Source organism: Vibrio sp. 1F169 (assembly GCF_041439605.1).
In the GTDB taxonomy this organism is placed as follows: Bacteria; Pseudomonadota; Gammaproteobacteria; order Enterobacterales; family Vibrionaceae; genus Vibrio; species Vibrio tasmaniensis_A.
The window spans coordinates 19,560-45,852 of sequence record NZ_JBGOOI010000017.1 but is presented as its reverse complement, the minus strand read 5'-3'; the positions used below and the strand labels follow the sequence as shown (position 1 = coordinate 45,852).

Sequence of the window (26,293 nt, the reverse complement as noted above, 5' to 3'; positions counted from 1 at the left end):
ATGATTATGCGATGAGTATAACAAATAGAGCCTCTATTTATACGCAATATTACTTGATTCATGCAGTGAATAATTGAGTGGAAATCCGCCATCTAAATTATAGTATGACATTTTGTTAAGGTGTGATATAACGTTTTTAAGTCAATTGTTAGTATGCAATCTAATGATTAGTTTATATCGTCAAATCCCAACTATAGGGAACAAAAGCCGGAAGCTTAGATGTGAAGTGGATTCATAAAATTGTTATCTTTCTAGTTATCGCAACACTTGCCATTGTGCAGTATTACCAGGTAAGTGGAAATCGTGTGATAACAACAATTACTCCTGAACAATATGAATTTATCGCGACCAGCGATCAAGTTGATAGAGGAGTCAGTACCTCCCAATTGTCCTATGAAAATGGGCAGTATATTCTCGATTGTGAGCTTAAAAAATCCGAATATCCTTGGCCTTATTGCGGGCTATCGATTCGTATTAACCCAGATATAACCACTGGCCTTGACCTTTCGCAGTACCACACCTTTAGAGTCAATATTGATTACCATGCGAAGGCTGACTCTAGTGGTCGTCTGAGAACGTACCTACGCAATTACAATCCTGCTTATTCGGTTCCAGATGATGAGTACACACACAAGTACAACGGGATGGAGTTCTCTCCAGGAATCGATGGTGGCGTGATCGAGATCCCGATCAAAAACTTGCAAGTCATGACGTGGTGGTTAGCGGATAACGAGATTGCGTTAGAGCATTCAGCCCCTGAGTTTTCAAATGTGAACATGGTTGAGTTTGCTACTGCTTCTGGTGCTAAATTAGGTCATCATCGAATAATTATTCGAAGTATTGAGTTTGAGGGTTCGTATATTTCGGCTGAAAGCCTGTTCCTGATCTTGCTGTTTATCTGGGTGGGTACAGGCACTGTGTTCCTGCTTTCAGAATTACACCGCTCAAGAAAACGTATGGCGATCGCTGAAAAAAGACATCATCACTTAAAGAACGTTAATCGGGCATTGAGAGAGCAAAACTTTGAGTTCTCTGAAAGGGCTCATCGTGACGAATTGACTGGGATACTTAACCGACACGCGATTCGTGATTGGTTGAAAATGCAGTCGCAACAGGTGAAGCAAGGCCACGGCAAGTTAAGTATGATCTACCTGGACATTGACTACTTTAAAAGTGTGAATGACAAATACGGACACCAGATGGGTGATCATATCTTGCGTGAATTCAGTATGGTGGTTGGCAGCTCTATCAGTGCGACGGACAAACTTGTACGTTGGGGTGGAGAAGAGTTTATTGTTTTTTGCCCTGAAACCGAAGCTGGCGAAGCGCAGAGAAAGGCAGAGAAAATCCGACTTTTGGTTAGCCAACATCTTTGGATTCATGGGGATTCTCTCACTTGCAGTATCGGCATTGCCGAGATGAAACAAGAGCGGGTGACAGAGACCATTGCCCGCGCTGATGAAGCCTTATATCAAGCGAAGCATTCAGGGCGAAATCAGGTGATCTTGAGCCACTAATCTGAAGTAGAGTTCATTGGTTTATAAGCCACACGTGCATATGTGACGTGTGGCATTTTTATGCTCTTATCCTAATAGCCAAAACAAAAAAGGTGGCGCGGGGCCACCAAAAGGGAAAAGCGTTTCTTGTTTGTATGTGCCCGTTTAGCTGGTTTTGTTAGTTAAACTGATCTTGCTAGTTAAATTGATCTTGTTAGCTGAGCGGGCATTTTTGTACTGGTTGAGCCGGGGGAAGCTGCAACCAGATTTTTTGAGAGGGGGCATTCCTGTAAGCACTTGTCTATAAACATACGTCTATAGGACATTAGTGTTTACCAGAAAATCCAAGCGAACAGAGTCAGAACTAGGATACAAACTAGGTTCAACACCATACCGACTCGCATCATTTCTTTTTGTTTGATATGACCAGAGCCAAATACAATCGCATTAGGTGGTGTCGCGACTGGTAGCATGAAGGCACAAGATGCGGCAATCGCAATCAGTGCAGATAAGATAACAGGTGACATACCCAGCGCTTCAGCAATGGTTGCAAATACAGGGACAAGCAATGCCGCACTCGCTGTGTTACTCGCAAACTCCGTTAGGAATACCACGAACGCGACTACGGCTAGAATCGTAAGAAGTATACCTGCTGTTTCTAAAAATCCGCTTAGTGAGTGTGCTAGGAATACGCTTGTTCCTGTCGCTTTCAGAATGTTACTTAAACAGATACCACCACCGAACAGGATAAGTACACCCCAATCCGTTGTCTTCTCAACGTCTTTCCATTCCACGGCTCTAGAAGCGCCAAGCAGTACAATGGCGCCAATCGCTACCAAACTATCAAACTTAGAGAACCCGCCAATCATTGCGTTGATCGGCTTGCCGAATATCCAAAGCGTTACGGTTAAAAGGAAGATAGACAGTGTGATTTTCTTGCTGTTTGTCCACTCGACAGGTGCATGGTCTAGCTCGAATTTGTGGTCAAGTTTTGGCTTAGTCATCACGTACAAAATAATCATCGTGATTGGCAGTAAGATCATCGAGATAGGTAGTCCAAGCGCCATCCACTCTGTGAAGCTCAAGCCAACTTCTGCCGCAGCAATGGCGTTTGGCGGGCTACCTACTAAAGTTGCGATACCACCGATTGAAGCACAGTAAGCGATACCCAGTAGCACGAACACGTAGGTGTTTCGGTCTTCACTTTGGTCGACTTTGTTCATGATACCAAGAACAAGAGGGAGCATCATTGCTGTGGTGGCTGTGTTTGAGATCCACATGGATAAACCCGCACTCACACCGAACAACATGAACACGGCTACCGACATTCTGCCTTTTGCTATGAGCAATACTTTGTCAGCTATCGCTTTATCCAGCTCTTGCTTGTTCAGTGCGGCTGCCAACGCGAATCCGCCCATGAATAAGAATATGATGGGATTCGAAAAGTTAGCCAGTGCTGCGGGCGTGTTGAATACACCAAACAAGACAGCCAATAGGGGAACGAGCAAAGCGGTGATGCTGACGTGGATAGCTTCTGTTAACCATAGAATGGCAACGAACACGAGAATACTTAAACCCGTATTCACTTGCGCTTCGAATGGCAGGGAATTGAGCAAAACTGCAAATAGCGTGAAATTACCAATTAATATCATGCTGTTGCGGGTAAACAACCAGTGTTTCAGTGTAGTAACAAGTGCCGTCATAAGACGCTCCTTTTGTTTATCCTCGTTTTATTGGTGCACGACTTCGTTGAGCGGTGCTTATACCAATCGTAGTAACTAACTGGTCATCCTAGCTGGTTAAAACACTCGATAACATCGTTAGAAATTTTGATTGTAGAATAACTACTTATCGAAAATTTCTGCCTTGTTCTCAAGCATTTTTCCTGCGCTATTTATGATCACTTACTTACTTTGATTGGTATTATTATTTTCGAGGTATATAGACTTGATGTAGGGTCAGACTTTGTTGGGAGAATGTTACTCAAGTTAATAAAGGAGTGTTGGTGTGTTTTTGCTTAACAATGGGGAAGTGTGAGGCAACAAATTCAAAATGTGTAGTTTTCTACACATCGGTCTCTGCTGGTTCTAAAATAGGGCTTACTGAAGGAGTTGCAATCGGATTTTCAGTAGGGCTTGCTGTGGGGGCTGCTATAGAGTTTGCATTGGGGTCAGTAATAGGGCTAGGAATCGGCAATGATTCTGGTTTTGGACTGGGTTGGATCGGCTCTTTAGGGCCAAGGAATTTTGGCGTAGTACCAATAATATACAGATCAAGAAACGCTTTGGTACGTGCAAACACTTCACGTAAACGTATTGAGGTTCCTGAATGATGGGTTGGTCCTGAAACCGCCAAACACTGCGCATTAATATCGTAAGAGTTAGCGATAAATAGCGCTCTTTCACAGTGGAACTTCTGAGTGATGATTAGGAAGTTATCGGTATCGAATATCTTTTTGGCGCGAACAATCGAATCTAGGGTTCTGAACCCCGCATAATCTAGATTGATGCGTTCATCGGGGACGCCCGCTTTTAACAAGTCGCGTTTCATCGTCCACGGCTCATTGTAAGAGCGATGAGCGTTATCGCCACTCAGTAGAAATTGGTCTACCTTTTCACGATCGAACAGCTCAATTGCCGCTTCGATTCGGTGCTTATAATAGTCGTTGAGTGTTCTACCTAAATATTTGCTTGTGCCAAGCACTACGGCGACCTCAAGCTCGGGCACTTCATCTATATCGTAGATGATGCGATCTTCTGCTTGCCATGAAACCCAATAATCGATCGCAATAACCGCAGCGCTGCCTACTAAGAACACGAGGAAAGCGCCAAACAGAAAACCTTGCAGTTTTTTGTAAGCTTTTAATAAGTGGCTACGGAAAATGTGAGAATCAAATTTCACTCTCGGTATGGTCCTTTGACTGAGCAATAATTTTTGAGTGCTCGATAATACCAAATAAAAATGAGAAAAATCAGTTAAAAAGACAAGACAGTGTAAAGAAAAAAGCCCCCGCAGTTGCAGAGGCTCTTGTAAGAGTCGTTAACGCTCTTTATTCCAAGCGCAGCACGCTTTATTCAAAGTACAGAACGCTTTATTAGAATGCAGTACGCTTGTAGCGACGGTAAACCGGCTGCCAGAAGTGCTGGTCAATCGCTTGTTGTAGTGCTTCTTCAGTGATCTCTAGAGCAACACCTTGCTCAATCGCTTTTTTACCAACGGCAAAAGCAATCTTTTTAGATACGGTGTGGATCTCTTCCAATGGTGGAAGTAGAGCACCTGAGCCATTGATAGCAAGTGGAGAACACGTTGCAAGTGCTCGGCTTGATTCCATTAGCATTTCGTCAGTGATGCGTGAAGCATTCACAGCCAATACACCAAGGCCAATACCTGGGAAGATGTAGCTGTTATTACACTGAGCGATTGGGTAAGTGGTGCCGTTGTGAACCACCGGCTCAAATGGGCTACCAGTCGCAACAAGCGCTTGGCCGTCAGTCCAACGAATAATGTCATTTGGTGTTGCTTCAACACGGCTTGTTGGGTTTGACAGTGGGAACACGATAGGGCGTTCGCAGTGAAGGTTCATCTCCTTGATGACTTCTTTGCTGAACAGACCCGGAGCACCAGATACGCCAACCAGAACCGTAGGTTTCGCGTGACGAACAACGTCTAGTAGAGAGAAACCAGTGCCGTCGCTTTCCCAATCTTTGGTGTTCGCGTTGGTTTGAACTAGACGCTGTTGGAAATCAAGCAGGTTTTGCATGCCTTCCTGTAGCAGACCCCAACGGTCAACCATGTAAACTTGAGAGCGAGCTTGTGCATCGCTGATACCTTCAGACACCATTTGAGCAATGATAGCTTCAGCAATACCACAACCTGCAGAACCCGCACCTAAGAAGGTGATGCGTTGGTCTGACAGTTTGCTGTTCGCTGCTTTACATGCTGCAAGTAGAGAACCAACCGTTACAGCGGCTGTACCTTGGATATCATCGTTGAAACAACAGAGGCGATCTTTGTAGCGTTCAAGCAGTGGCATTGCGTTCTTTTGTGCGAAATCTTCGAACTGAACTAATGCATCAGGCCAACGGCGTTGAACGGCTTGAATGAATTCTTCAACAAATGCATCGTAATCAGCACCCGTGATACGAGGGTGACGCCAGCCCATGTACATTGGGTCAGCAAGACGCTGCGGGTTGTTTGTACCCACATCGAGCACGATTGGTAGCATGTAAGCTGGACTGATGCCGCCACAAGCTGTGTAAAGTGCTAGTTTACCAATTGGAATACCCATGCCACCGATACCTTGGTCTCCCAAACCAAGAATACGCTCACCATCCGTAACCACGATAACTTTAACGTTGTGGTTTGTCGCATTGTTCAGTAGGTCATCGATACGATCGCGGTTCGGGTATGAGATAAACAGACCACGGCCACGACGGTAAATATTTGAGAAGTTCTCACATGCTGCGCCAACTGTTGGCGTGTAAATGATAGGCATCATTTCAGAGATGTGGTTTTGAACTAAACGATAAAAAAGCGTTTCATTAGTGTCTTGGATGTTACGAAGGTAGATATGCTTATCCATATCACTTTCGAAGTTACAATATTGCTTGTATGCACGTCCTACTTGCTCTTGGATTGTTTCGGTTGTTTCCGGTAACAAGCCTTCAAGGTTGAAAGAACTGCGCTCTTCAGCAGAGAATGCGCTGCCTTTGTTTAGAAGAGGGGTACTTAGTAGAGCAGGACCAGCATAAGGGATATATAGAGGGCGTTTATCGTTGTTCATTAGATGCCTAATATGGGAGAAAGGGTAACCGAAAAATGATAACGGTTTAGTTATTCAATTGTAAATAGTTTACCTCCGATCTTTGCAAACAAAATGATATTCTTACCCATGTCCCACACTTATCGAATTTTAGCAGCATAATTCGTTATACTTTGCTCACACTTTTTCGCGACGCCTCTTTTTTATGTCATTACTTCCCATCGATGCTTATCAAAACGTATTTCACGAACAAATCGCTAATTCTCACCTTGTCGTAGAGGCGGAAACCGGATCGGGTAAATCTACGCGCCTGCCACTTTGGGCTTGCCAATATGGGCGAGTACTGGTGGTGGAACCAAGACGCATCGCGTGTACATCACTGGCTAAATATCTCGCGCTACAATCGGGCGAGAAGCTTGGTGACAAAATTGGTTATGCGATCAAACTTGAGTCTGAATACAACGAGAAAACTAACGTCGTTTTTGTGACGCCCGGTATCGCGCTGCGTTGGTTATCTGAAGACGGACTCGCTAGCTTTGATGTTATCGTGGTGGATGAGTTTCATGAGAGGCGTTGGGATATCGATTTGCTGGTGGCGATTCTCAAACAAAAAGCGAGTCATCGTTTGGTGATCACGTCTGCAACCATTGAAGGCGAGCGTCTTGCTGATTACTTGGATGCGAATCGAATTAGCTGCGAGGGGCGAACTTATCAAGTTGAGATTGAGCACAGGGCTAATGAATCAAGAGCATTGCCCGATATTCGACACCTAGAGCAACGCGTTGCCGAAGAAGTGAATCACCAACTGATTGCATCTTCTGGCGACATGTTGGTTTTTCTGCCGGGTAAAAAAGAGATTGTGCAATGTGAACAAACCTTGGCGAAAAATCCAGATATCCAAGTGGTGAAATTGCATGCGTCAGTCAGTGATAAAGAGCGAGATTTAGCGTTATCGGGTCGTAATATCGATATCAATGCTAACGGTTATGGCCTGAGAAAGGTCATTCTTGCTACTAATGTTGCTGAAACCTCATTAACCATTCCTGACATTGGCGTGGTAATAGATTCAGGATTAGAAAGGCGCACCGTTCAACGAAACGGTAGAACGACTCTGATGCTTAAATCCATATCACGAGCCAGTGCCAAGCAACGAGCTGGTCGCGCGGGTAGGGTAATGGACGGCGCTTGTGTGCGTCTGTATGGTGAGCATGCGGCGTTAGAGTTAGTCACACCGCCTGAATTGCAGCGTGAAGAGCTGATCGAACCGATGTTGGCCGCGGCCTGTTGTGGTGCTCCGCTTGAGAGCTTGTCTTTCCTTGATCCTATTCCTGAAAAATCACTAAACAGTGCTACTCAAACCTTGCTGACGATGGAAGCGATTAAAGCCGACCATCAAATTACCGAGCATGGCAAAAAGCTGTATCCGCTGCCGATTGATGCTTTGTATGCCGATATCGTTACTCGAATCAAAACCAAAGCATTAAAAGAAGCGATGGTCGATCTCACAGCTGCGTTGTCCGTTCCGGCTCGCTTGTATCAGTTACCGAACAATGCAGAACATTTGGAAGCACTCGCTCAGCAAGAAAAGGAAGGGTGTGATCTAAGCCTGTTGATTCAGATCGTTCGCGGTCGCGAGTATCCAAATCTAGAAATCGATCAGCAGGTATTGAATGAAGCACAGGGACTGGCTAAGCAAATGCGTGAGGTGTTTGAACTTCCTCAATTAGAAGTCGCGTCCCGTTTCCAGCGTATTGAACTGCTTAACACTATTGTTCAACTTCACCCTGAACTGGTGTTCGTACGCAGACTGAAACGAAAAGAAGCCTTTGCTAATGGAGTTTTAGAGGTAGTACTCGGCCGTCAGAATCGTTTCCCGGACAATGCACAAGCGATGTTGGTGTTAGACACTCATAGTTTGCCGGGAAGAGGTGTTAAGCAAACACTGACCTTAGCGACGGTCACGGCCCCCATTCCTCTTGAGCTTATCATTGATGCTGAGCTAGGAGAGTGGGAGCAAGGTGAAACGATTGTGAATGATGACGGCGTCTATACTGGGATGGCGTTGGTGTATGCAGGCCGCACGATCACGACCAAGCTCGTGGCAGCGGAAGGGCAACTATCGTTAAAGCCGATCGTCGATCTTGTATCGAATGGGGTTCAACTTCCGGGTTTTGCACAAGCTCGCACTCAACAAATCAAACATTGGCAGCTGTATGTGAAACTCGGTCTCGATGAACAAACCCAATACACACCAGAAATTGAGAACATTAACTTTGAGCTATGGTTGATAGAGCAGCTTGAGGTGCTAGGAGTTACTGATGTGAGCGAATTGGAAATGTTCGACCATGCAGACATACCTTTCGATGGTATCCCGACTTGGCTCTATTCAGAGTTTTCGGAAAAGTACCCGTTTGCATTGAGCCTTGCCGACTTGCAACTCGAAGTCGAATACCTGCCGGCACGCAAGCTGATTTACGTTCACTATCAATCGGGCAGTCGAAAGTTATCGCCAAAACGTTGGGAGCTCCCGACATGGTCTGGCTGGCGTATTCAGTACAAAAAAGCGAGTCGGATAATTGATATCAAATAGATGGATTAGTTTTATCTCTAAAATATTAATCAAATAGGTGCATATATGTTTTTTCAGTACTTATTTTGTTACAAGTTTGATTTTTATATGCCTTTTTAACCAATCAAAAGGTCATAAAAGACTATTCTTCTATATCCTATTGCTATAAAGAAAGAGTTGATAGATATTGAGTATATTGTGTTGTCAAAGTGTCGGGGGACATCATGGATAAACAGACAGAGACGCGTGTAGAGTTTGATTACACAACATTTCTTGGCGCCTCATGCAGTAAAAAATGGACTTTTCTGGAAGCACTAACCACGATTGCGCCAGTATTTAGTACCGTCTGGCGAGATAGCATTAAAGAGCTAGCCAGCCCTGAAGATCGTTTATGGCAGATGGCATTGAAATCGATGTCGACGCGTAAAAGTGATGAGTCAAACATTGTTACCTTACTCAAGCTAGCCAAGCTAGAGGGGATCAATGAACTCAAAGTTGCTATGCCATATTCTCTTGAAGAAGAGCAGATCGAGTACATTGAATCGCGCAGTCATTTGGTGATTGCCGAGAATACTGGAGAAGAGTTTACTATTAAGCTTTAATCTATCAGTATTGCTTAGAGCTTAGAGCTTAGAGCTTAGAGCTTAGAGCTTAGAGCTTAGCTCAAATAAGATTAAAACGTACATGTAAAAAGGGCCTAAATACTGAGGCCCTTTTTGTATTTAAGTCGTTCTTGTACTTAGGCAGAACGTGATATCTAACCGCTATTAATCGATTAGGCCGTAGTTGGCACGCAATACATCGATGATCTCTTGCTTAGGATTCTCACTCAGTACGATTTCCGCACCTGTAATCTTCGCCGCGATATCAAGGTAAGTACGTGACAGAGACATCAATGAATCCAATGGAAGTTCATTGTCACGAGCTAACGCTTCACGCTCTGGCATACGCTCTTTGTTCAAAAGAATATCAGCATCAGGGAAGTAGTTAAGTAGGAACTGGCGGAAACCTTCTTTTGAATTCTCAACGATGTTGCCGTTATTGTATTCCTGAGTATCCCAAATGCGAGATGAATCTGGAGTACCGACTTCATCCATGTAGATAAGCTTTTCATTACCTTGAGCATCGTTGACGTAACCAAATTCAAATTTCGTATCGACAAAGGTTTGATCGACTTTTGCTAGCGCTTGGCTAATTACGTTGAAGCCTTCTTTTAGAAGTTTCTCGTAATGCGCAATGTCACTTGCTTGAGTAAAATTGAATGCTGCGAAGTTATCTTCGATGTTGTTACGCGTGATGTTTACATCATCAGCTTCTGGAACGCCAGGAATACCTTTCAAAATCCCTTTTGTAGAAGGCGTGATCAGTAGCTCAGGCAATTTCTTGTCTTTCTCAAGGCCTTCTGGCATCTCGATACCACAGAATTCGCGTTCGCCGTTTGCGTATGCACGCCACATTGAACCTGTGATGTATTGACGACAAATCGCTTCGATCATGACTGGGCGAGCTTTTTGTACAATCCATACGAATGGATGAGGGATATCAAGAATATGACTGTCAGCGAGGCCGTTGTCTTTAAATAATTTGAACCAGTGGTTAGAGATAGCATTCAGAGCGGCCCCCTTACCTGGAACACCTTTTAGATTCCCTTCACCACGCCAGATACAATCAAATGCCGAGATACGGTCACTGATCACCATTATTGCTAAAGGCGCATCTGGTGCTACATCGTAGCCTTTCTCTTTAATTAGTCGTTGGCTATCTTCTTCAGTTAACCAGTAGACCGAACGAACCTTGCCACTGTGGACAGGTTTATCAGTACGGATTGGTAGGTCATCATTTACGGCAAGAACTTGATCAGCAAGGCTCATTTAGACATTCCTATCTTTTATCAAACGTCATACAGAGAAGTGCGGTGTGCACATGATTAGACGGGCATTATACCCAATCTACTATTTGCTTCCAGAGAAAAAGCAAACGATTGCTAAATCTATTGTTTAAATAAAAACCCCCACCTAACAATCAGCTAAAAAATTGGCGAATTGTAGGGCAGGGGAAGGCAGTATATTTGGACTGTGTTTTTGAGCTATGTATTTGAGCCAAAATGTTATTAAGTAAGGTGGTCTAGTGAATACGCTCTGAATTGGCATCAATAAAGAAGACTTCGCACTGAAAGCGCATTCCTAATGTTCTTAGGTATTGCTGACTGAATTGATCAATCGAAGCACTCGCAACAATCGCGCTCGCATTCTTAGATCGAATGGCTTTCTCGACGGTTTCTATTTCTGTCATTTGATTAGAGGCTTTCATGTGAATAACACGATCACAGCAAACATTATGTTGCTGCAGCTGTTTAGCCGATGGTCTTGGTGTTTGAGCCGTAAACAGTAACCACTGATGTTGATTGGACAGCAACGCCATTTTGGCAAACAACGCTTCTTCGTTTGAACTTTTTGTGTCACGAGAGACGGATGTAAATGCGCAGTGAGTTAGCGGGCTAGAGTGTTGTGCTTTAACGTGTGCTGGAATCATTTTGCTGTCCTTATATACATGCTGTATGTGTATACAGTAGTTTTTGTTGCTTATAAGATCAAGTGTTTTTTGAGGGATTATTGGACGATCTTGCTTGGTTGGGTAAGTGATTTTTATTTAAGCTGTTGAAAATATGGTAAAAATTAAATTTGAATGAATTTGTTGTTTTGTCTCATAAGTTGAAGAAATGTGAGCTTTATACAGGTGTATACAGTGGGTTTGACAGAAAAGTACTGTATACACCTGTATAGAAGATAAGAAGATAAGAAGATAAGAAGATAAGAAGATAAGAAGATAAGAAGATAAATCTCAGATACAAAAAAAGCGCCTTAGGCGCTTTCTTATATTTCAACGGTGTTGCTTATCTCAATGTCGCTTGGGAGAGTTTTGCTCTCATTTCCATTTCACCAATATTGAACTGGCGAACATCAATGGTGGCCATATCATTGCACTCTTTACATGCATGATGACACTTACCATCTAGGTAGTCGTGCTTTTTAACTAGGCTTGGCTTTTTGCACCAATCACAAACGCCTTCTATTGTGAACATATTCTCTCCTCACCTGTTTAAGTCAGGTGTATTTTCGGCGCAAATTATGACACAAATAAGACTCATTAGTTAATAGTTTGTTACCTGTTTTTGAGAGGGGGATCGATTGCAGTACTAATAAAATCGATATCTTTGCGACTTTGGAAATCGAGCTTGCTTGGTTGTTTACGTTTTTGCAACACTCTTAAGGATGGTTTTTAGCGAATTGTTCAAACGTTTCATCTCTTCGTCACATCCGTAACCATCAGGGTGGTAGATTTTGGATAGCTGTTTATATCGAATTTTAATGCTTTTTTGATTCGGAATTGAGCTAGGTGTATACCCAAATAGAGCGCAGGCTACTTGTAAATTGTTCAGGCTGTTGTCATTTTTCTGTTTTTTTAACTCATGGAACATCGTGTGTAGCTGACGTTTCTGCTGCTTAATAGTGAAGTCTTTCGAGCTAAGCTGTGCTTCAAGTGTCTGCTTTTGTTGCCCCAATTCACCCGATTTTAGAGCGTGTCTTCTTTTTGATATCACCAGAGTCATGATAATGCTGACAATTGAAATCAACACGGCTAAGGCTGTGCCAATTAGATAGTCTGAATACGTTAGGTTAGAACGTGTTACCTGCTCTCTAGAGGGCAGATAAGAAGGGGAGCTACTTGCTCGCTCTGGATTAGATAGCCTCTGATTCGTGCTGCTTTCAGCAATGACGTTGTCATTGAGCTTCTCAATCGAAGAGATCTGCTTGGCACGTTGCTGGTTGAATTGCGCTTCCAGAATACGGTTATAGCCATCTTCGGCTGTTGGATTGTTTTTTAAGGCCGCTTCATACCATAGCTGTGCTTCATCTAATGGTTTTAGGAGTTCTTCCTGAAGTGAGGATTCGTAGAGCTTTGCGACTTCGATGGGCGCGCGTTGGTTACCTTGTAAGGCTGATTTAATAAACCATTCTAAAGCTAGCTTGTTGCTTTGCTCTACACCTGATCCTGCCAAGTACCATTGACCCAGCCTAAATTGCGCATCTGCATTGCCGTTTTCTGCGGATTGCGAGTACCAATAAAATGCATCGTTGGTGCTCAAAGGGACATCATTACCTGATTCATAAGCTTGAGCTAGTTGGTATTGAGAAACTGGATCTTGAGGTTGAGATTCTATAGAGAATGCAACGTTGCTTTCTGCATGAACGATGTGTGCAGTAGAGAACTGTATTGTAGAAAAGATGAGGGTGAAAAATAGAGTTCTAAGAAGTGATGATGACAGAAAGTTGGATAGGATAAACAATAGATAAGTCTCGTTAAAAAGCCCAGAGTCGGTATATCAGTATGAATATGGCTAGTCGTGTGACTTTGAACAAGCAACACGACGATAAGCAACTATATAGAGGTTAATTCAATAGATAAAGACGAACTGGGCTTTAATCGTGCTACTTAAGCGGCAAGATTTGAATTTCTACGCGACGGTTACAAGCGCGACCTTGAGAGGTGTTGTTGTCACATAGAGGGTAACGTTCACCGTTACCACGAGCAATGGCACGGCCTGCAGCAACGTCTTGAGAGATCAAGAATGCACGAACCGATTCAGCACGACGCTCAGAAAGAACTTGGTTAGAAGACTCGCTGCCCGTGCTGTCAGTGTGACCTTCGATCACTAGGCTAGTGTCTGGGTATTCAACTAAGATGCGCGCAACGCCGCGAAGTGTTTTGTGGATGCTTGATTCTAAAGCGTAAGAACCAGAATCGAAGCCAATGCCGTTCTCTAGGCGAAGTAGAAGTTGGTTCTCACCAACACGCTCTACTTGAACGCCTGAGTTCATGAGTTCTTCACGAAGTGCAGCTTCTTGCTGGTCAAAGTAGTAACCGATACCACCGCCAACTGCGGCGCCACCTGCTGCGCCGATGAGTGCACGCTTACGACGGTCTTTAGAGTCGTCACCCGTAGCTGCACCAGCAACAGCGCCGGCGATTGCACCAATTAAAGCGCCTTGAGTTGCGGAATTAGTCTCAGATTCGCCGGTTGTCGCGTTTTGGCGTTGTGTCGCTTGACAGCCCGTTAGAGCAACAGTGAGTGCCAGGGCTAGTGTGATTTTTTTCAACGTATTTCTCCATCATGTACTTCTGTCAAACGCATGAATTACGAAAGACAACAATAAGTCCTATTGGTGGTTTTTATCAATACGCTGAAGCAATGTAAAGTGGCTCTATGATTTAGTTATCTTTTTAACGGCTTGAGTTCCGCCAACTGGTCGATTTACAGACAGTTTTCGACCTTTCTTCAAACCAACTTCATAGTCTGCGGTGAGGTTTTTCATCGCTTCTCTGAGTTGTTGTTTGAACGTTTCGCGGTCGATGTTTTGGAACTCTTTATCAATGTAGTTATTGATCTTGTTGTTTGACTCGTCGTCTGGGGTGATAACAGGCAGTTTTTCAAGCGCACCTTCTACCCAACCCGAAACGTAAGAGTTTACGCGACGTGTTACTTCTAGTGTCCCTGTTCCCGAGCCCGCAAAACTGTTTCTGAATTGGCCAGTGTGCTCATTCAGTTCGCGATAAATAATATCGAACGCAAAAGCCGCGAAGATAGCGCGATCGGCTTCACCAATGAATTCAACGCGCTTAAGGCCTTTGTGATTCAGTAACACGGCTTCTACGCCAAACTTGGTGTTAATACCACGAATAACACGCAGCAGTGTAGAGCTGATATTTGCAGGTAACAGGTGACTGGATTGAGTTTTTCCCATCTTGATAAATTCAATATCGTCCTTTTCGAGACCATATTTCAGCATCAAGTTATGCGCCATTTTTATCGCATTGGCAGCTTCATTGACGTTCGCAGAGTTTCCAAGCTCAAGACACTTGGCAATTTTCTTTAGGGCTTTTTTCTTATCCATCGACAACTTAATCATTACCGCAAATTTTTAAAAGTCCAACATTTTACATGTTTTGGCGAGTAACAGCAAAGTCAAAAGTCATTTGTAGGAATGTGGTGAACGATTATGGAAGATAAGGATATATGAAGGAAGTAGCGACTCCCGGACAAAACAAAACGCCATCAAGAGGATTGATGGCGTTAGTGACACGATTTTTAGGAAGTGCTAGAGCTTTCGCAAACTAGATTCCAAGTTCATCGAGTAAATCAGCTGCAGAATCGTTGCCTGAACTTTGCTCTGGCTGCTTTGGTTCTTGCATTTTTTTCTGAGTCGCTTCAAGAATACTGTCTGGGCATTCGTCTTCAGCGATCTCAAATTCTTCCAATTGGATGAATTCTGTTTTGTCCATTGCAAGCTCAAGGTAGAAAATGTTGTTGTCGGCAGTAGAGAAAGTAACACGACGAGCTTGCGGGCGATCTAAGTTCGTATCAACAGAAAGGTTCACTTGCTTGTTCAGTGCTAGCATTTTCGGTTGGTTTTGTGTGATGTTAGTTTGCAGTTCTTTACGGATTTTGTTGGTAAAGTCGCCAACCAACTGGTTCATCAACTCACCTAATACATCACCTACTTCGTCTGAAGTATGAAGTACAGCGAGTTCGTCTTCAGGCATGCCCATGTTACGCATGTAATTTGTGTAGATCTCTAGCGCTGCTTTCGACGTAAAATTGATAACAACAAGACCTGAAAAACCGCCGTCGAACAAGACGAAACAACCAAAATCTGGCTTAAGACTTGTCTTGTTGATCTTTTGAACCATGGCTGAGTAGGACACCTGTGAAGCCGTCGCTGAAGTAAGTACGTTTGAGACTGATTGGCATAGCTTAAGAAGAATATCTTCAGTTGTGACTGTTTTGCTTTTTTTCATTGTTATTTGCTCATGGAGATGTCGTAAAAAAGTTATCTACTATCTTACTACTGAATTAAGACGAAAGTGACTATTTCTCCATTCTTGCACCGAGATTCTTATTTGATCACCTTTTTATATGATCTTAATAGTAGTAAAGTGACGAAATTCAAAGAAAAATATTAAAAATCTCAGATAACCCAATGCTGATAGGATCAGCGAAGTAGGGGCAGGAAGCAAATGTTACCAAGACTTCAACTCAATGCTGATGTCGATCCAGTTGTCGTACGCTTTTTAGATGAACTAAAAACAGCGGGCTTTACTGGCGACATTGAATCTCAATATTCTAGCCGTTTGGCTGTGGCGACTGATAACAGTGTCTATCAGCAATTGCCGCAGGCAGTCATTCTCCCTAAAACAACTCAAGACGTTGTGTTGATCGGTAAAGTGGGTGCAAAATCTGCTTATGAACGCGTGACCTTTTCCCCTCGTGGCGGTGGCACCGGTACCAACGGACAGTCTTTAACAAAAGGCGTTGTGGTTGACCTGTCTCGTTATATGAACAAGGTTCTTGAGATTAACGAGCAAGAAGGCTGGGTAAGAGTTCAGTCAGGTATCGTTAAAGACCAATTGAACGATGCTGTGCGTCCGTATGGTTACTTTTTCTCTCCAGACCTTTCTACCAGTAACCGAGCAACCTTAGGTGGAATGATCAATACCGATGCTTCGGGCCAAGGGTCATTGAAGTACGGTAAAACGTCTGACCATGTGTTGTCGCTGCAAGCCGTCTTCGCAGATGGTTCATGTCTCGAATCCGATTTATCACACGGCTTACCTGCTGAAGGTGAATTTGCTCACCATGCCCTTACAGTAACTGAAGCCGTTTGTCGAGATAAGCGCGCTCAAATTCTTAATAAATTCCCACCATTGAACCGCTTCTTAACTGGTTACGATTTAAAGAACGCAATCAACGAAGAAGACGATAGCTTTGACCTGACTCGTGTTCTATGTGGTGCAGAAGGTTCATTAGCATTCATCACTGAAGCAAAGCTGAACCTCACGCCGATTCCAAAAGCACGAACGTTGGTTAACGTGAAATACAACACGTTCGATTCTGCACTGCGTAATGCGCCGTTCATGGTAGAAGCGAAAGCGCTGTCTGTTGAAACCGTTGACTCAAGAGTATTGAACCTAGCGAAACAAGACATTGTTTGGCACACCGTGAGCGATTTGCTTATGGATGTTCCAAATAAAGAGATGCTTGGTATCAACATGGTTGAGTTTGCAGGCCAAGATGAAGCGGAAGTTGAACAACAAGTTCAAGCGCTGACCGCACAGCTTGAAAGCATGGTAGAAACTGAAGACGCGGGTGTGATTGGCTTCCAAGTGTGCAGTGATTTAGCGAGCATTGGCCGAATCTACAACATGCGTAAGAAAGCGGTAGGTCTATTAGGTGCGGCGAAAGGCCGAGCTAAGCCAGTCGCTTTTGCTGAAGATACCTGTGTACCACCAGAAAACTTGGCCGACTTCATCTCTGAATTTAGAGTATTACTCGATTCAAAAGAGTTGAACTACGGCATGTTTGGTCACGTGGATGCGGGCGTACTGCACGTTCGTCCTGCTTTAGATTTGTGTGATCCGATGCAAGAAGCATTGATGCATGAAGTCTCTGATGAAGTGGTTAAGCTGGTGGCTAAATACGGCGGCTTGATGTGGGGTGAACACGGTAAAGGCTTCCGTTCTGAGTATGGTCCTGACTTCTTTGGTGAAGAGCTGTTTACCGAATTAAGACGAGTTAAAGCGGCATTTGACCCGCATAACAAGATGAACCCAGGCAAGATCTGTACGCCGTTAGAAAGCGATGCTGAGTTGGTGAAAGTCACTGATACCAAGCGTGGTTTCTACGATCGTCAGATCGACGTACAAGTCCGTGATAGCTTCAAGCAAGCGATGGAATGTAATGGTAACGGCTTGTGTTTCAACTACGATACGAGTTCGCCAATGTGTCCTTCGATGAAAGTCACGGCTGACCGTCGTCATTCACCAAAGGGCCGTGCAGGCTTGGTTCGTGAATGGTTACGTCAGTTAACGGAACAAGGCGTCGATATTCTCGATTTAGAGCAAGAAGCGCTGAAGGACAATACTCCGATTAAAACCATGGTGGAACGTGTTCGTAACACGATGAACAAACGCCATGAGTACGATTTCTCGCATGAAGTTCATGAAGCGATGAACGGTTGTTTGGCGTGTAAAGCGTGTGCGAGCCAGTGTCCTATTAAAGTTGATGTTCCGAGCTTCCGTTCTCGATTCTTAAACATTTATTACTCACGCTACCAACGCCCTGCAAAAGACTATTTAGTCGCCAACATTGAAACCATGCTGCCGCTAATGGCGAAAGCGCCAAAGGTTGTTAACGCTGCCTTGGGTCAAAAATGGATACAAACCGCAACGGCGAAAACGGTCGGTTATGTTGATGCACCACTGATGTCGGTACCTACACTTAAAAATCGTCTGGCGAGCAAAGAGCTGCAACTCTTCGACTTACAGTACTTAGAAGGCTTGTCTTCTGAAGAGAAGAAACAGCATGTGCTGATCGTTCAAGACCCGTTCACTAGCTTTTATGATGCGGAGGTGATTGAAGACTTCATCACTCTGGCTCAAAAACTTGGTAAAATTCCGGTGTTGCTGCCGTTTAAGCCAAATGGTAAAGCTCTGCACATTAAAGGCTTCTTAAGTCGTTTTGCGCGTGAAGCGAAATCAACATCGGATTTCTTGTCGATGGTGGCGGATATCGGTATTCCTTTGGTGGGTGTGGACCCGGCTCTTGTGCTTTGTTACCGCGATGAATACGTAGAGATCTTAGGTGACAAACGTGGCGACTTTGATGTGCTTACCGTGCATGAATGGTTAATGCCATCGTTAGGTGAGTTCGAAGCACGTTCAGCAAGTGAAGATATGTGGTACTTGTTTGCTCACTGTACTGAGAAAACCAAAATGCCGAACGCTGAAAAAGAGTGGGGCACTATCTTCAAGCACTTTGGTGCTGCGTTAACCAGCGTTCCGGTTGGCTGTTGTGGTATGGCGGGCACCTTCGGGCATGAAGTTGATAAGTTACAAATGTCGAAAGACATATACGGTTTAAGCTGGAAGCCTCAAATGCAGGACTTACCAAAAGATCGTTGTTTGGTGACGGGCTATTCTTGCCGTAGCCAAGTGAAGCGTTTTGAAGGTGAGAAGCTTGCTCACCCATTACAAGCGCTAGCAAAAATTCTTTAATACATTTAGCCCAGCAATTGCTGGGCTTTTTTCTAAACTAACAAAGGAATGTTAATAAGGAAAAGTATGAATTTTCTAGAATTAAAAGTACCACCCGTTGCACTGTTCATTATTGTATTCGTAGCATCATACTTCTGCGCTCAGCAGTTGAGCCAAGGAACATTGGCAATGCCTTATCGAATGGTTGTGCTCGGTATCGGGATTGTCTTGAGTGGTGTTATTGGGATATCAGGCATATGGGAGTTTCGCAAACAGAAAACCACCGTTAATCCGATCAAAGTCGACACCGCTTCTGCAGTTGTGGACAGTGGAATCTTTGGCTACACGCGAAACCCTATGTATCTAGGGCTATTTATCCTACTGTTTTGTTTTGGCTATTTCTTCCAAAACCTGTTCAGTGTTTTACTCAGTTTTGTATTCGTAATGTACATGAATCAGTTCCAAATTAAGCCAGAAGAACGCGCTCTAGAGCAATTGTTCGGTGCGGAATATGTTGATTATAAACAAAAGGTTAGACGCTGGGTTTAGTTTTGACTTGAGTAGCTTGATGTCATTAGTCATCGAAATGAAAAAGCCCAGCTTGTGATACCAAGCTGGGCTTTATTGATCTTGTCTCTAGCTATTTACATCAAGTGATGTAAATAAGAGTGCTGATTAAGCGGCAGCTGCGAACTGAGCTAGAAACATCTCTTTACGTTCGTTGAAGCGGTTTACTAGGTCGTCTACAGAAGCTTGGTCGTATGGCTTAAGACCACTTGCTACCATGCGCTTTACGCCTTTACCGACTACTTCACCGTCTTCTTTGAAATCAAAGTTCAGTGTCACGATGCCACGCTTGCCTTCAACATCAAAAGTCGCACCTGAGAATTCAACTTCTGGGTGAGATAGGTCTAGACGAGTAAATTCAACTTCCATGCTCTCGTAAATCACAAGAGGACGTTGGCAGTTGATCATCATTTGCTGTTCTTCCATAAGAGGAACCATGATATGTGGGAAGTTCATACCTGAAAACTTAACGTAATTTGTTACTACGTGCTCGATGAATGCTTGGTCGTGGCTCTTTTCACCTTCACAAGACATGTGTAGGTACTCTTTGCCTTTCTCGTCAACCAGTGAGCTTTCTTTCTCACACTTGTTGTCAACGCTTAGCGCAATACCGTTACCTACCATACCTGAAAAATCAAAACGCATTTTTTGGCTGATGCCTTCTTTTTGCAGAAGTACTGCAAACAAAAGATCGCCAGGCACGCAGAAGCGCTTGTTGTCTTCATCGTGAATTGGGTTGAAGTCAGCGGCTACTTTTTTTGCAAAGTGGCTAGCTTGTTCACGAGTGAATTGAAATTGATTGTCTTCAGTAGAAAAGTAAGGTGTCAGAAACATAGTATCGCTATTAGTCATCAAATCTGGCGGGGATTATAGCTAACTAACTTGGTTTTAATGGTCTATCCAGTTAACTTTGCTTATATATCAGTCAATTAGATAAATACGTTGGATGGTATGTGACGATTTGAAGGGAGATATGGCCTTTGGCTCAATGCAACAAGGGCTAATTAATAGCCCTTGTTTATATGACACTCTAATGGGTGTTGTTCAGAATGTTTTTGCTTTAAAAGCTACACAAAGTACCTTCTGGCATTAGGTGATTATGAACGGACAATTTGAGCAACAGGTTAGCTTGTTCAATATCCGGTGCAAAATATCTGTCTTTGTCGTAGAAGCTCACTTTCTCACGCAAAATCTGTTTCGCTTCTTCCACACGAGGAGAGGATAGATTCGGAGCACGGAAATCGAGCCCTTGTGCTGCTGCTAAATATTCTACTGCTAATATCCCACGGGTGTTTTCAGCCATGTATCTAAGCCTACGAGCGGCAAAGGTGGCCATTGATACGTGGTCTTCTTGGTTTGCAGAAGTAGGCAGGCTGTCTATTGACGCCGGATGAGCCAAGGTTTTGTTCTCACTAGCGAGTGCTGCAGACGTTACTTGAGCAATCATAAAGCCTGAGTTCACGCCACCGTTATCGACTAAGAAAGGCGGTAGTTTGCTTAGCGCGCTATCAATCAGCAGCGCCATTCTACGCTCTGACAAGCTACCGATCTCGGCAATGGCCAATGCAAGGTTATCTGCTGCCATTGCGACAGGTTCTGCGTGGAAGTTACCGCCCGAAATGATGTCGCCATCGTCAGCGAAAACAAGCGGGTTGTCGGATACGGCATTTGCTTCAATCGTTAAGGTCTCTGCTGAGTTACGAATCTGCTGTAAACAAGCACCCATCACTTGAGGCTGACAACGCAGTGAGTAAGGATCTTGAACCTTTTCACAACAAGTATGTGATTCACCAATCTCGCTCTTTTGATCAAGCATATGGCGGTAAGCAAGTGCTGCATCCATTTGGCCACGATGACCACGAACGCGATGAATACGCGGATCAAACGGACGACGGCTACCTAGCGCGGCTTCTACAGACATTGCACCACACACGGTTGCAGACGCGAATAAGTCTTCAGCTGCGAACAGACCTTCTAGTGCAAAGGCTGTCGATGCTTGTGTGCCGTTTAACAGCGCCAGACCTTCTTTAGGTGCTAGCGTTATAGGCTCCAAGCCTGCGATCTGCATTGCTTCTAAGCCAGTGATGATCTTGCCGTTGTGGCGTGCTTGGCCTTCACCTAGCAGTACCGTACTCATGTGGGCGAGGGGAGCAAGATCTCCTGAAGCACCCACAGATCCTTTTTGTGGAACACATGGGTAAACCTGTGCGTTCACAAGATCGATAAGGGCATTAATCACTTTGAGGCGGATACCAGAGTAACCGCGAGACAAGCTGTTAATCTTTAACACCATCATCAAGCGAACAGTTTCATCAGACATGAATTTACCAATGCCCGCCGCGTGAGAAAGCACGATACTTTTCTGTAGTACTTCTAAATCCTCAGGGGCGATTTTGGTATTTGCTAACAAGCCAAAACCCGTGTTGATGCCATACACAGTGCGATCTTCAGCAATCACTTGCTCGACAACGTGCATGCTCGCTTCAATATCTGGAATCGCTGCTGGATCAAGTGATAAGCTCACAGGGCTACGGCTAATCTTACGCAGTTCAGGCAGGCCTAGAAGTCCTGGCTTAAGTAATAAATTCAACATGTTTTCTCCAGACATTAAAGGCGACGAAGTTCTTCGTTTAGCATAGGTAAATCAAGCTTCTGCTCTTTAGCACACTGCTTGGCAATATCGTAACCCGCATCAGCATGACGCATAACGCCAGTAGCCGGATCATTGTGAAGTACACGAGCAATACGTTGTGATGCATCTTCGCTACCGTCACAACAAATCACCATACCCGAGTGTTGTGAGAAGCCCATGCCAACGCCGCCGCCATGGTGCAGAGAAACCCATGTTGCGCCACCAGCTGTGTTCAGAAGGGCATTCAAAAGAGGCCAATCAGAAACTGCATCAGAGCCATCCATCATGCCTTCTGTTTCGCGGTTCGGGCTTGCTACTGAGCCCGAATCTAGGTGGTCACGACCGATAACAACGGGTGCTTTCAGTTCGCCATTTTTCACCATTTCATTGAATGCTTGTCCTAAACGTTCACGATCTTTCAATCCAACCCAACAGATACGAGCTGGTAGGCCTTGGAACTGAATGCGTTCACGCGCCATATCTAGCCAGTTATGTAGATGTGGGTTGTCAGGAATCAGTTCTTTTACTTTTTGGTCTGTTTTGTAGATGTCTTCTGGGTCGCCAGAAAGGGCAGCCCAACGGAACGGACCGACGCCCTCGCAAAATAAAGGTCGTATATAGGCTGGAACGAAACCTGGGAAATCAAATGCGTTTTCTACACCTTCTTCCAGTGCCATTTGGCGAATGTTGTTGCCGTAATCTACGGTCGCAGCGCCACGGTACTGAAGATCTAGCATAGCTTGTACTTGAATGGCCATGGACTGCTTAGCGGCTTTCACAACTTTAGCTTCATCAATGGTACGCTCTTGAGCTGCTTTCTCCATCGTCCAACCTTGAGGTAAATAGCCGTTCAGTGGATCGTGGGCAGAGGTTTGGTCAGTCACTACGTCTGGCGTGATATTGCGTTCAACTAGCTCTGGGAATACGTCTGCTGCGTTACCAAGTAAGCCAACAGAGATAGGTGTGTCTGATTCTTTAATCATTGCCATCGCTTCATCGATGCTGGTGGCTTTTTTGTCTACATAGCCTGTACGCAAGCGGTAATCGATTCGTGATTCATCACATTCAACCGCAATCATCGAGAAGCCAGCCATTGTAGCTGCGAGAGGTTGAGCACCACCCATGCCGCCAAGACCACCCGTTAGAACCCACTTACCGTTTGCTTCGCCTTGGAAATGCTTCTTCGCGATAGCGACAAACGTTTCATAAGTACCTTGAACGATGCCTTGAGAGCCAATGTAAATCCAGCTACCTGCTGTCATTTGACCGTACATCATCAAGCCTTCTTTATCGAGCTCGTTGAAGTGTTCCCAATTCGCCCAGTGTGGAACAAGGTTAGAATTCGCGATCAGTACGCGGGGTGCGTTTTTATGAGTCGGGAACACGCCTACAGGCTTACCTGATTGAACAAGTAACGTTTGGTCGTCTTCTAAACGCTCTAATACTTCAACAATCTTGTCATAACATTTCCAATCACGTGCCGCGCGACCGATACCGCCATACACAACCAGTGCATGTGGATGTTCTGCCACATCAGGGTCTAGGTTATTCATCAGCATACGCAGTGGTGCTTCTGTTAACCAAGATTTAGCGCGCAATGTGGTGCCATGAGGTGCGCGAATTTCGCGAGTCGTGTCGAGACGAGGGTCACTGTTGTGGTGTTCCGTCATTTTGGAATTCCTTCTGTTTCACGTTATATCGTTGTAGTTGTAGTTGTAGTTGTAGTTGTAGTTGTAGTTGTAGCTGTAGTTGTAGTTGTAGTTGTAGTTATCGGTATAGCTGTAGTTATCGGTATAGCTGGATTAGTCGCTGGCCATTGCAGAGGCAATATCCCAACACAAACGTGCCGCCAATCGAGCCGTTTGGCCATCGACGTCGTAGTCTGGGTTGTATTCCGCAATGTCCGCGATAATGAGTTTTTCACTGTGTTGGAAAATCTGTTCTAGAAAAGGAGCGAGTGCTTCATAGCTCACGCCTCTTGCCGCTGGTGCACTGACGCCCGGCGCAGTCGCCGCTGGAAATACGTCTAGATCGATAGTGAGATAGAGGTAATCACACTCAGCGATGAATTTTTGTAACTTAACCAGTTGAGCGACTTGGTTTACTTGGGTCATGTTGCGGTCGTGTTCATACCAAACGCCCAGTTGGTCTGCTTTATTAAACAGCGCTTTGGTATTACTAGCCGCACTCACACCAAGACAAGCGTAATGAAAAGGCCACTGATGTGTATGGCAGTAATCGCTAATCTGGTTGAAAGGCGTACCCGAACTGGGTTTAACATCAGCAATGTCGCTTTCGAATTCTCGAAGATCAAAGTGAGCATCAAAGTTAACGATGCCTATTTTAGGTTTGCGTTCTGGCTGACCTTTATCAAGGTGTTGAGCTTTATGTCGGTGTTCCGTTTTATGTAGATGTTCCGCAAGACCTTGGAACGATGCCCAAGCAACCTCGTGACCACCGCCAAGGGTAATCACTTTGTTGGTTGATAAAGCATTGGCAATAACCGAAGCACACTGTTTTTGACTGACTTCAAGTTGGCCATCATTGCACTCGATATCACCGAGATCCGCGATGTGCGCGTCACTGTGCCAAGCCATATTAGCCAACGCTTGGCGAATCAGGTTAGGTGCTTGTTTCGCGCCTACGCGTCCTTTATTTCTTGCAACTCCAGCATCGCTGGCAAAGCCTACCAAGGCGATAGCACCGTCAGTCAGCTCGTTACTTAAATCGCTACTTTGAACTTGTTTGGTAATGTGATGAACGCGAGTACCGAGTGCGCCATCTTCAAGATCATTACGCCCAGTCCATACAAAGTTATGTGTGGTTGCTGCATTATCTTGGATGCCGTTGGATTTAGATTGAGTCATGACACACCTCGCCATTAACAATGCGTTTATGCAGATGAGGAACACCAACTTGATAGCTCAGATCTGCTGGGTGCTCGAGATTCCAGATAGCCAAATCAGCGGCATAACCTACTTCGACTTTGCCTTTAGTTTGTGAATCGCCAATGGCAGCGGCTGCGTTACAAGTTACACCGCGCAGCGCTTCTTCAGGCGTCGTACCAAACAGGGTGCAGCTCATGTTCATCATCAGCGTTAAATCAGCAAAGGGAGAAGTGCCGGGGTTTAGGTCGGTCGCGATCGCCATTGGAATCTTGTGTTCACGAAGTAGGGCGATAGGTGGCTGTTGAGTCTCTTTCAAGAAATAGAAAGCGCCGGGTAGCAAGGTGGCAACTGTGCCTGATTCTGCCAGTGCTTTTACTCCGGTTTCATCTAAGTACTCAACATGGTCAACAGAGAGTGCGCCGTATTTTGCTGCAAGTGCGCTACCACCCATATTCGAAAGTTGTTCAGTGTGGCCTTTAATCGCGAGGCCATGTGCTTTGGCTGTTGCAAATACACGTTCGGTTTGTTCTAGGTTGAAGCCGATAGATTCGCAAAACACGTCAACAGCATCGGCGAGCCCTTGCTCTGCAGCTTTAGGAATGATCTCTTGGCAAACCAAATCGATATAGCTGTCCGGTTGTTCTTTATATTCAGGTGGCACAGCATGCGCTGCAAGGAGAGTGGTGGTGATCTTAATTCGACGATGATTCTCTAACGCTTTGGCTGCGCGTAACATTTTGAGTTCATCATCAAGTGTTAAACCATAGCCAGATTTTACTTCGATGCTGGTTACGCCACTTCTTAGTAGACCATCGAGTCTAGGCAAAGCCATTTCAACCAGCTCAGACTCTTGCGCTGCGCGTGTTGCAGTGACTGTCGCTAGAATGCCGCCGCCTTGCTTGGCGATGTCGGTGTAAGACACACCATTCAAACGCTGCTCAAATTCATTGGCACGATTACCCGCAAATACGAGGTGAGTGTGGCAATCAATCAGCCCAGGGGTGACTAACTTGTTTTTGCAATCATAGGTGATGTAATCCAAAGAACCATCAATACTTACTTGTTCTAACTCAGAAGCAAGTACGCCTTGGTTTGAACAAGAGATGGACACGATTTTACCGCTTTCGATAACGATATCTTGAGGGGAAGAGGGCTGATAACCATCGGCTCCCGAGCTCATGGAGACCACTCGTGCGTTTTTGAGGATCAAATTCATAATCACCTAGATCTTTGCTAAATATTAAATGTATATACAAATAAATAGGCTAAACGCTGACCCGAATCAAG

20 protein-coding genes are annotated in these 26,293 nt (G+C 44.6%); 5 read left to right on the top strand and 15 right to left on the bottom strand.

The window, feature by feature from the left end; all coding sequences use genetic code 11:
* The first annotated feature begins 221 nt into the window (after positions 1 to 221).
* Positions 222 to 1,517 carry a GGDEF domain-containing protein gene (locus ACED53_RS09445; RefSeq protein WP_017099827.1) on the top strand — a complete coding sequence of 432 codons (1,296 nt, stop codon included), beginning with the start codon at positions 222 to 224 and terminating at the stop codon, positions 1,515 to 1,517.
* Positions 1,518 to 1,828: 311 nt separating this feature from the next.
* On the opposite strand, the gene ACED53_RS09440 is transcribed toward ACED53_RS09445, so the two are convergent.
* The 3 genes from ACED53_RS09440 to ACED53_RS09430 all read right to left on the bottom strand — a co-directional run bounded on the left by ACED53_RS09440 (position 1,829) and on the right by ACED53_RS09430 (position 6,279).
* Complete coding sequence (locus ACED53_RS09440) at positions 1,829 to 3,199, bottom strand: DASS family sodium-coupled anion symporter (RefSeq protein WP_009846474.1); 1,371 nt, start codon at positions 3,197 to 3,199, stop codon at positions 1,829 to 1,831.
* A gap of 361 nt (positions 3,200 to 3,560) precedes the next feature.
* Complete coding sequence (locus tag ACED53_RS09435) at positions 3,561 to 4,397, bottom strand: ElyC/SanA/YdcF family protein (RefSeq protein WP_029225353.1); 837 nt, start codon at positions 4,395 to 4,397, stop codon at positions 3,561 to 3,563.
* Between the two features lie 193 nt (positions 4,398 to 4,590).
* Complete coding sequence (locus tag ACED53_RS09430; protein WP_012603704.1) at positions 4,591 to 6,279, bottom strand: NAD-dependent malic enzyme; 1,689 nt, start codon at positions 6,277 to 6,279, stop codon at positions 4,591 to 4,593.
* Between the two features lie 184 nt (positions 6,280 to 6,463).
* Between ACED53_RS09430 and ACED53_RS09425 the strand changes: the two genes are divergently transcribed.
* Together ACED53_RS09425 and ACED53_RS09420 are read left to right on the top strand one after the other, a co-directional pair.
* Positions 6,464 to 8,848, top strand: coding sequence for a helicase-related protein (locus ACED53_RS09425; RefSeq protein WP_017099829.1), 2,385 nt, complete (start codon positions 6,464 to 6,466; stop codon positions 8,846 to 8,848).
* Positions 8,849 to 9,051: 203 nt separating this feature from the next.
* Positions 9,052 to 9,429, top strand: coding sequence for a hypothetical protein (locus ACED53_RS09420; RefSeq protein WP_009846478.1), 378 nt, complete (start codon positions 9,052 to 9,054; stop codon positions 9,427 to 9,429).
* A gap of 165 nt (positions 9,430 to 9,594) precedes the next feature.
* Here the strand turns inward: ACED53_RS09420 and ACED53_RS09415 are convergent, their stop codons facing one another.
* The 7 genes from ACED53_RS09415 to ACED53_RS09385 form a co-directional block, all read right to left on the bottom strand.
* Positions 9,595 to 10,698: a phosphoribosylaminoimidazolesuccinocarboxamide synthase gene (locus ACED53_RS09415; RefSeq protein ID WP_017099830.1), complete on the bottom strand. Its 1,104-nt coding sequence runs from the start codon at positions 10,696 to 10,698 to the stop codon at positions 9,595 to 9,597.
* A 253-nt stretch (positions 10,699 to 10,951) separates the two neighbouring features.
* The gene (locus ACED53_RS09410) at positions 10,952 to 11,359 is read right to left on the bottom strand and encodes a SulA-like leucine-rich domain-containing protein (protein ID WP_017099831.1); all 408 of its coding nucleotides are present in this window, start codon (positions 11,357 to 11,359) and stop codon (positions 10,952 to 10,954) included.
* Between the two features lie 361 nt (positions 11,360 to 11,720).
* Positions 11,721 to 11,909, bottom strand: a complete 189-nt coding sequence (locus ACED53_RS09405) for a hypothetical protein (RefSeq protein ID WP_017098749.1) — start codon at positions 11,907 to 11,909, stop codon at positions 11,721 to 11,723.
* A gap of 165 nt (positions 11,910 to 12,074) precedes the next feature.
* Complete coding sequence (locus tag ACED53_RS09400) at positions 12,075 to 13,175, bottom strand: tetratricopeptide repeat protein (RefSeq protein WP_017099832.1); 1,101 nt, start codon at positions 13,173 to 13,175, stop codon at positions 12,075 to 12,077.
* A gap of 142 nt (positions 13,176 to 13,317) precedes the next feature.
* The gene (locus tag ACED53_RS09395; protein WP_009846483.1) at positions 13,318 to 13,986 is read right to left on the bottom strand and encodes an OmpA family protein; all 669 of its coding nucleotides are present in this window, start codon (positions 13,984 to 13,986) and stop codon (positions 13,318 to 13,320) included.
* A gap of 105 nt (positions 13,987 to 14,091) precedes the next feature.
* On the bottom strand, positions 14,092 to 14,781 hold the full coding sequence (locus ACED53_RS09390) for a DUF2786 domain-containing protein (RefSeq protein WP_009846484.1): 690 nt from the start codon (positions 14,779 to 14,781) through the stop codon (positions 14,092 to 14,094).
* A 220-nt stretch (positions 14,782 to 15,001) separates the two neighbouring features.
* Positions 15,002 to 15,685: a DUF3334 family protein gene (locus ACED53_RS09385; RefSeq protein ID WP_009846485.1), complete on the bottom strand. Its 684-nt coding sequence runs from the start codon at positions 15,683 to 15,685 to the stop codon at positions 15,002 to 15,004.
* A 219-nt stretch (positions 15,686 to 15,904) separates the two neighbouring features.
* On the opposite strand from ACED53_RS09385, the gene ACED53_RS09380 reads away from it, so the two are divergent.
* Together ACED53_RS09380 and ACED53_RS09375 are read left to right on the top strand one after the other, a co-directional pair.
* Positions 15,905 to 18,940 (top strand): FAD-binding and (Fe-S)-binding domain-containing protein, encoded by a 3,036-nt coding sequence (locus ACED53_RS09380; protein WP_017099833.1) that lies wholly within the window; start codon positions 15,905 to 15,907, stop codon positions 18,938 to 18,940.
* Between the two features lie 66 nt (positions 18,941 to 19,006).
* Positions 19,007 to 19,468: an isoprenylcysteine carboxylmethyltransferase family protein gene (locus tag ACED53_RS09375; protein ID WP_017099834.1), complete on the top strand. Its 462-nt coding sequence runs from the start codon at positions 19,007 to 19,009 to the stop codon at positions 19,466 to 19,468.
* 126 nt (positions 19,469 to 19,594) lie between these two features.
* On the opposite strand, the gene ACED53_RS09370 is transcribed toward ACED53_RS09375, so the two are convergent.
* The 5 genes from ACED53_RS09370 to hutI all read right to left on the bottom strand — a co-directional run bounded on the left by ACED53_RS09370 (position 19,595) and on the right by hutI (position 26,222).
* Positions 19,595 to 20,320, bottom strand: a complete 726-nt coding sequence (locus ACED53_RS09370; protein WP_010438254.1) for a DUF3581 domain-containing protein — start codon at positions 20,318 to 20,320, stop codon at positions 19,595 to 19,597.
* Between the two features lie 226 nt (positions 20,321 to 20,546).
* The gene (gene hutH / locus ACED53_RS09365) at positions 20,547 to 22,079 is read right to left on the bottom strand and encodes a histidine ammonia-lyase (RefSeq protein ID WP_032499002.1); all 1,533 of its coding nucleotides are present in this window, start codon (positions 22,077 to 22,079) and stop codon (positions 20,547 to 20,549) included.
* A 14-nt stretch (positions 22,080 to 22,093) separates the two neighbouring features.
* Positions 22,094 to 23,788, bottom strand: a complete 1,695-nt coding sequence (gene hutU / locus ACED53_RS09360; RefSeq protein ID WP_017078666.1) for a urocanate hydratase — start codon at positions 23,786 to 23,788, stop codon at positions 22,094 to 22,096.
* 132 nt (positions 23,789 to 23,920) lie between these two features.
* A complete protein-coding gene (gene hutG, locus ACED53_RS09355) occupies positions 23,921 to 24,985 on the bottom strand; it encodes a formimidoylglutamase (protein ID WP_017099836.1) in 1,065 nt (354 codons plus the stop codon).
* The gene (hutI, locus tag ACED53_RS09350) at positions 24,972 to 26,222 is read right to left on the bottom strand and encodes an imidazolonepropionase (RefSeq protein ID WP_029225354.1); all 1,251 of its coding nucleotides are present in this window, start codon (positions 26,220 to 26,222) and stop codon (positions 24,972 to 24,974) included. The genes hutG and hutI overlap by 14 nt, the downstream gene beginning before the upstream one ends.
* Positions 26,223 to 26,293: the final 71 nt, after the last annotated feature.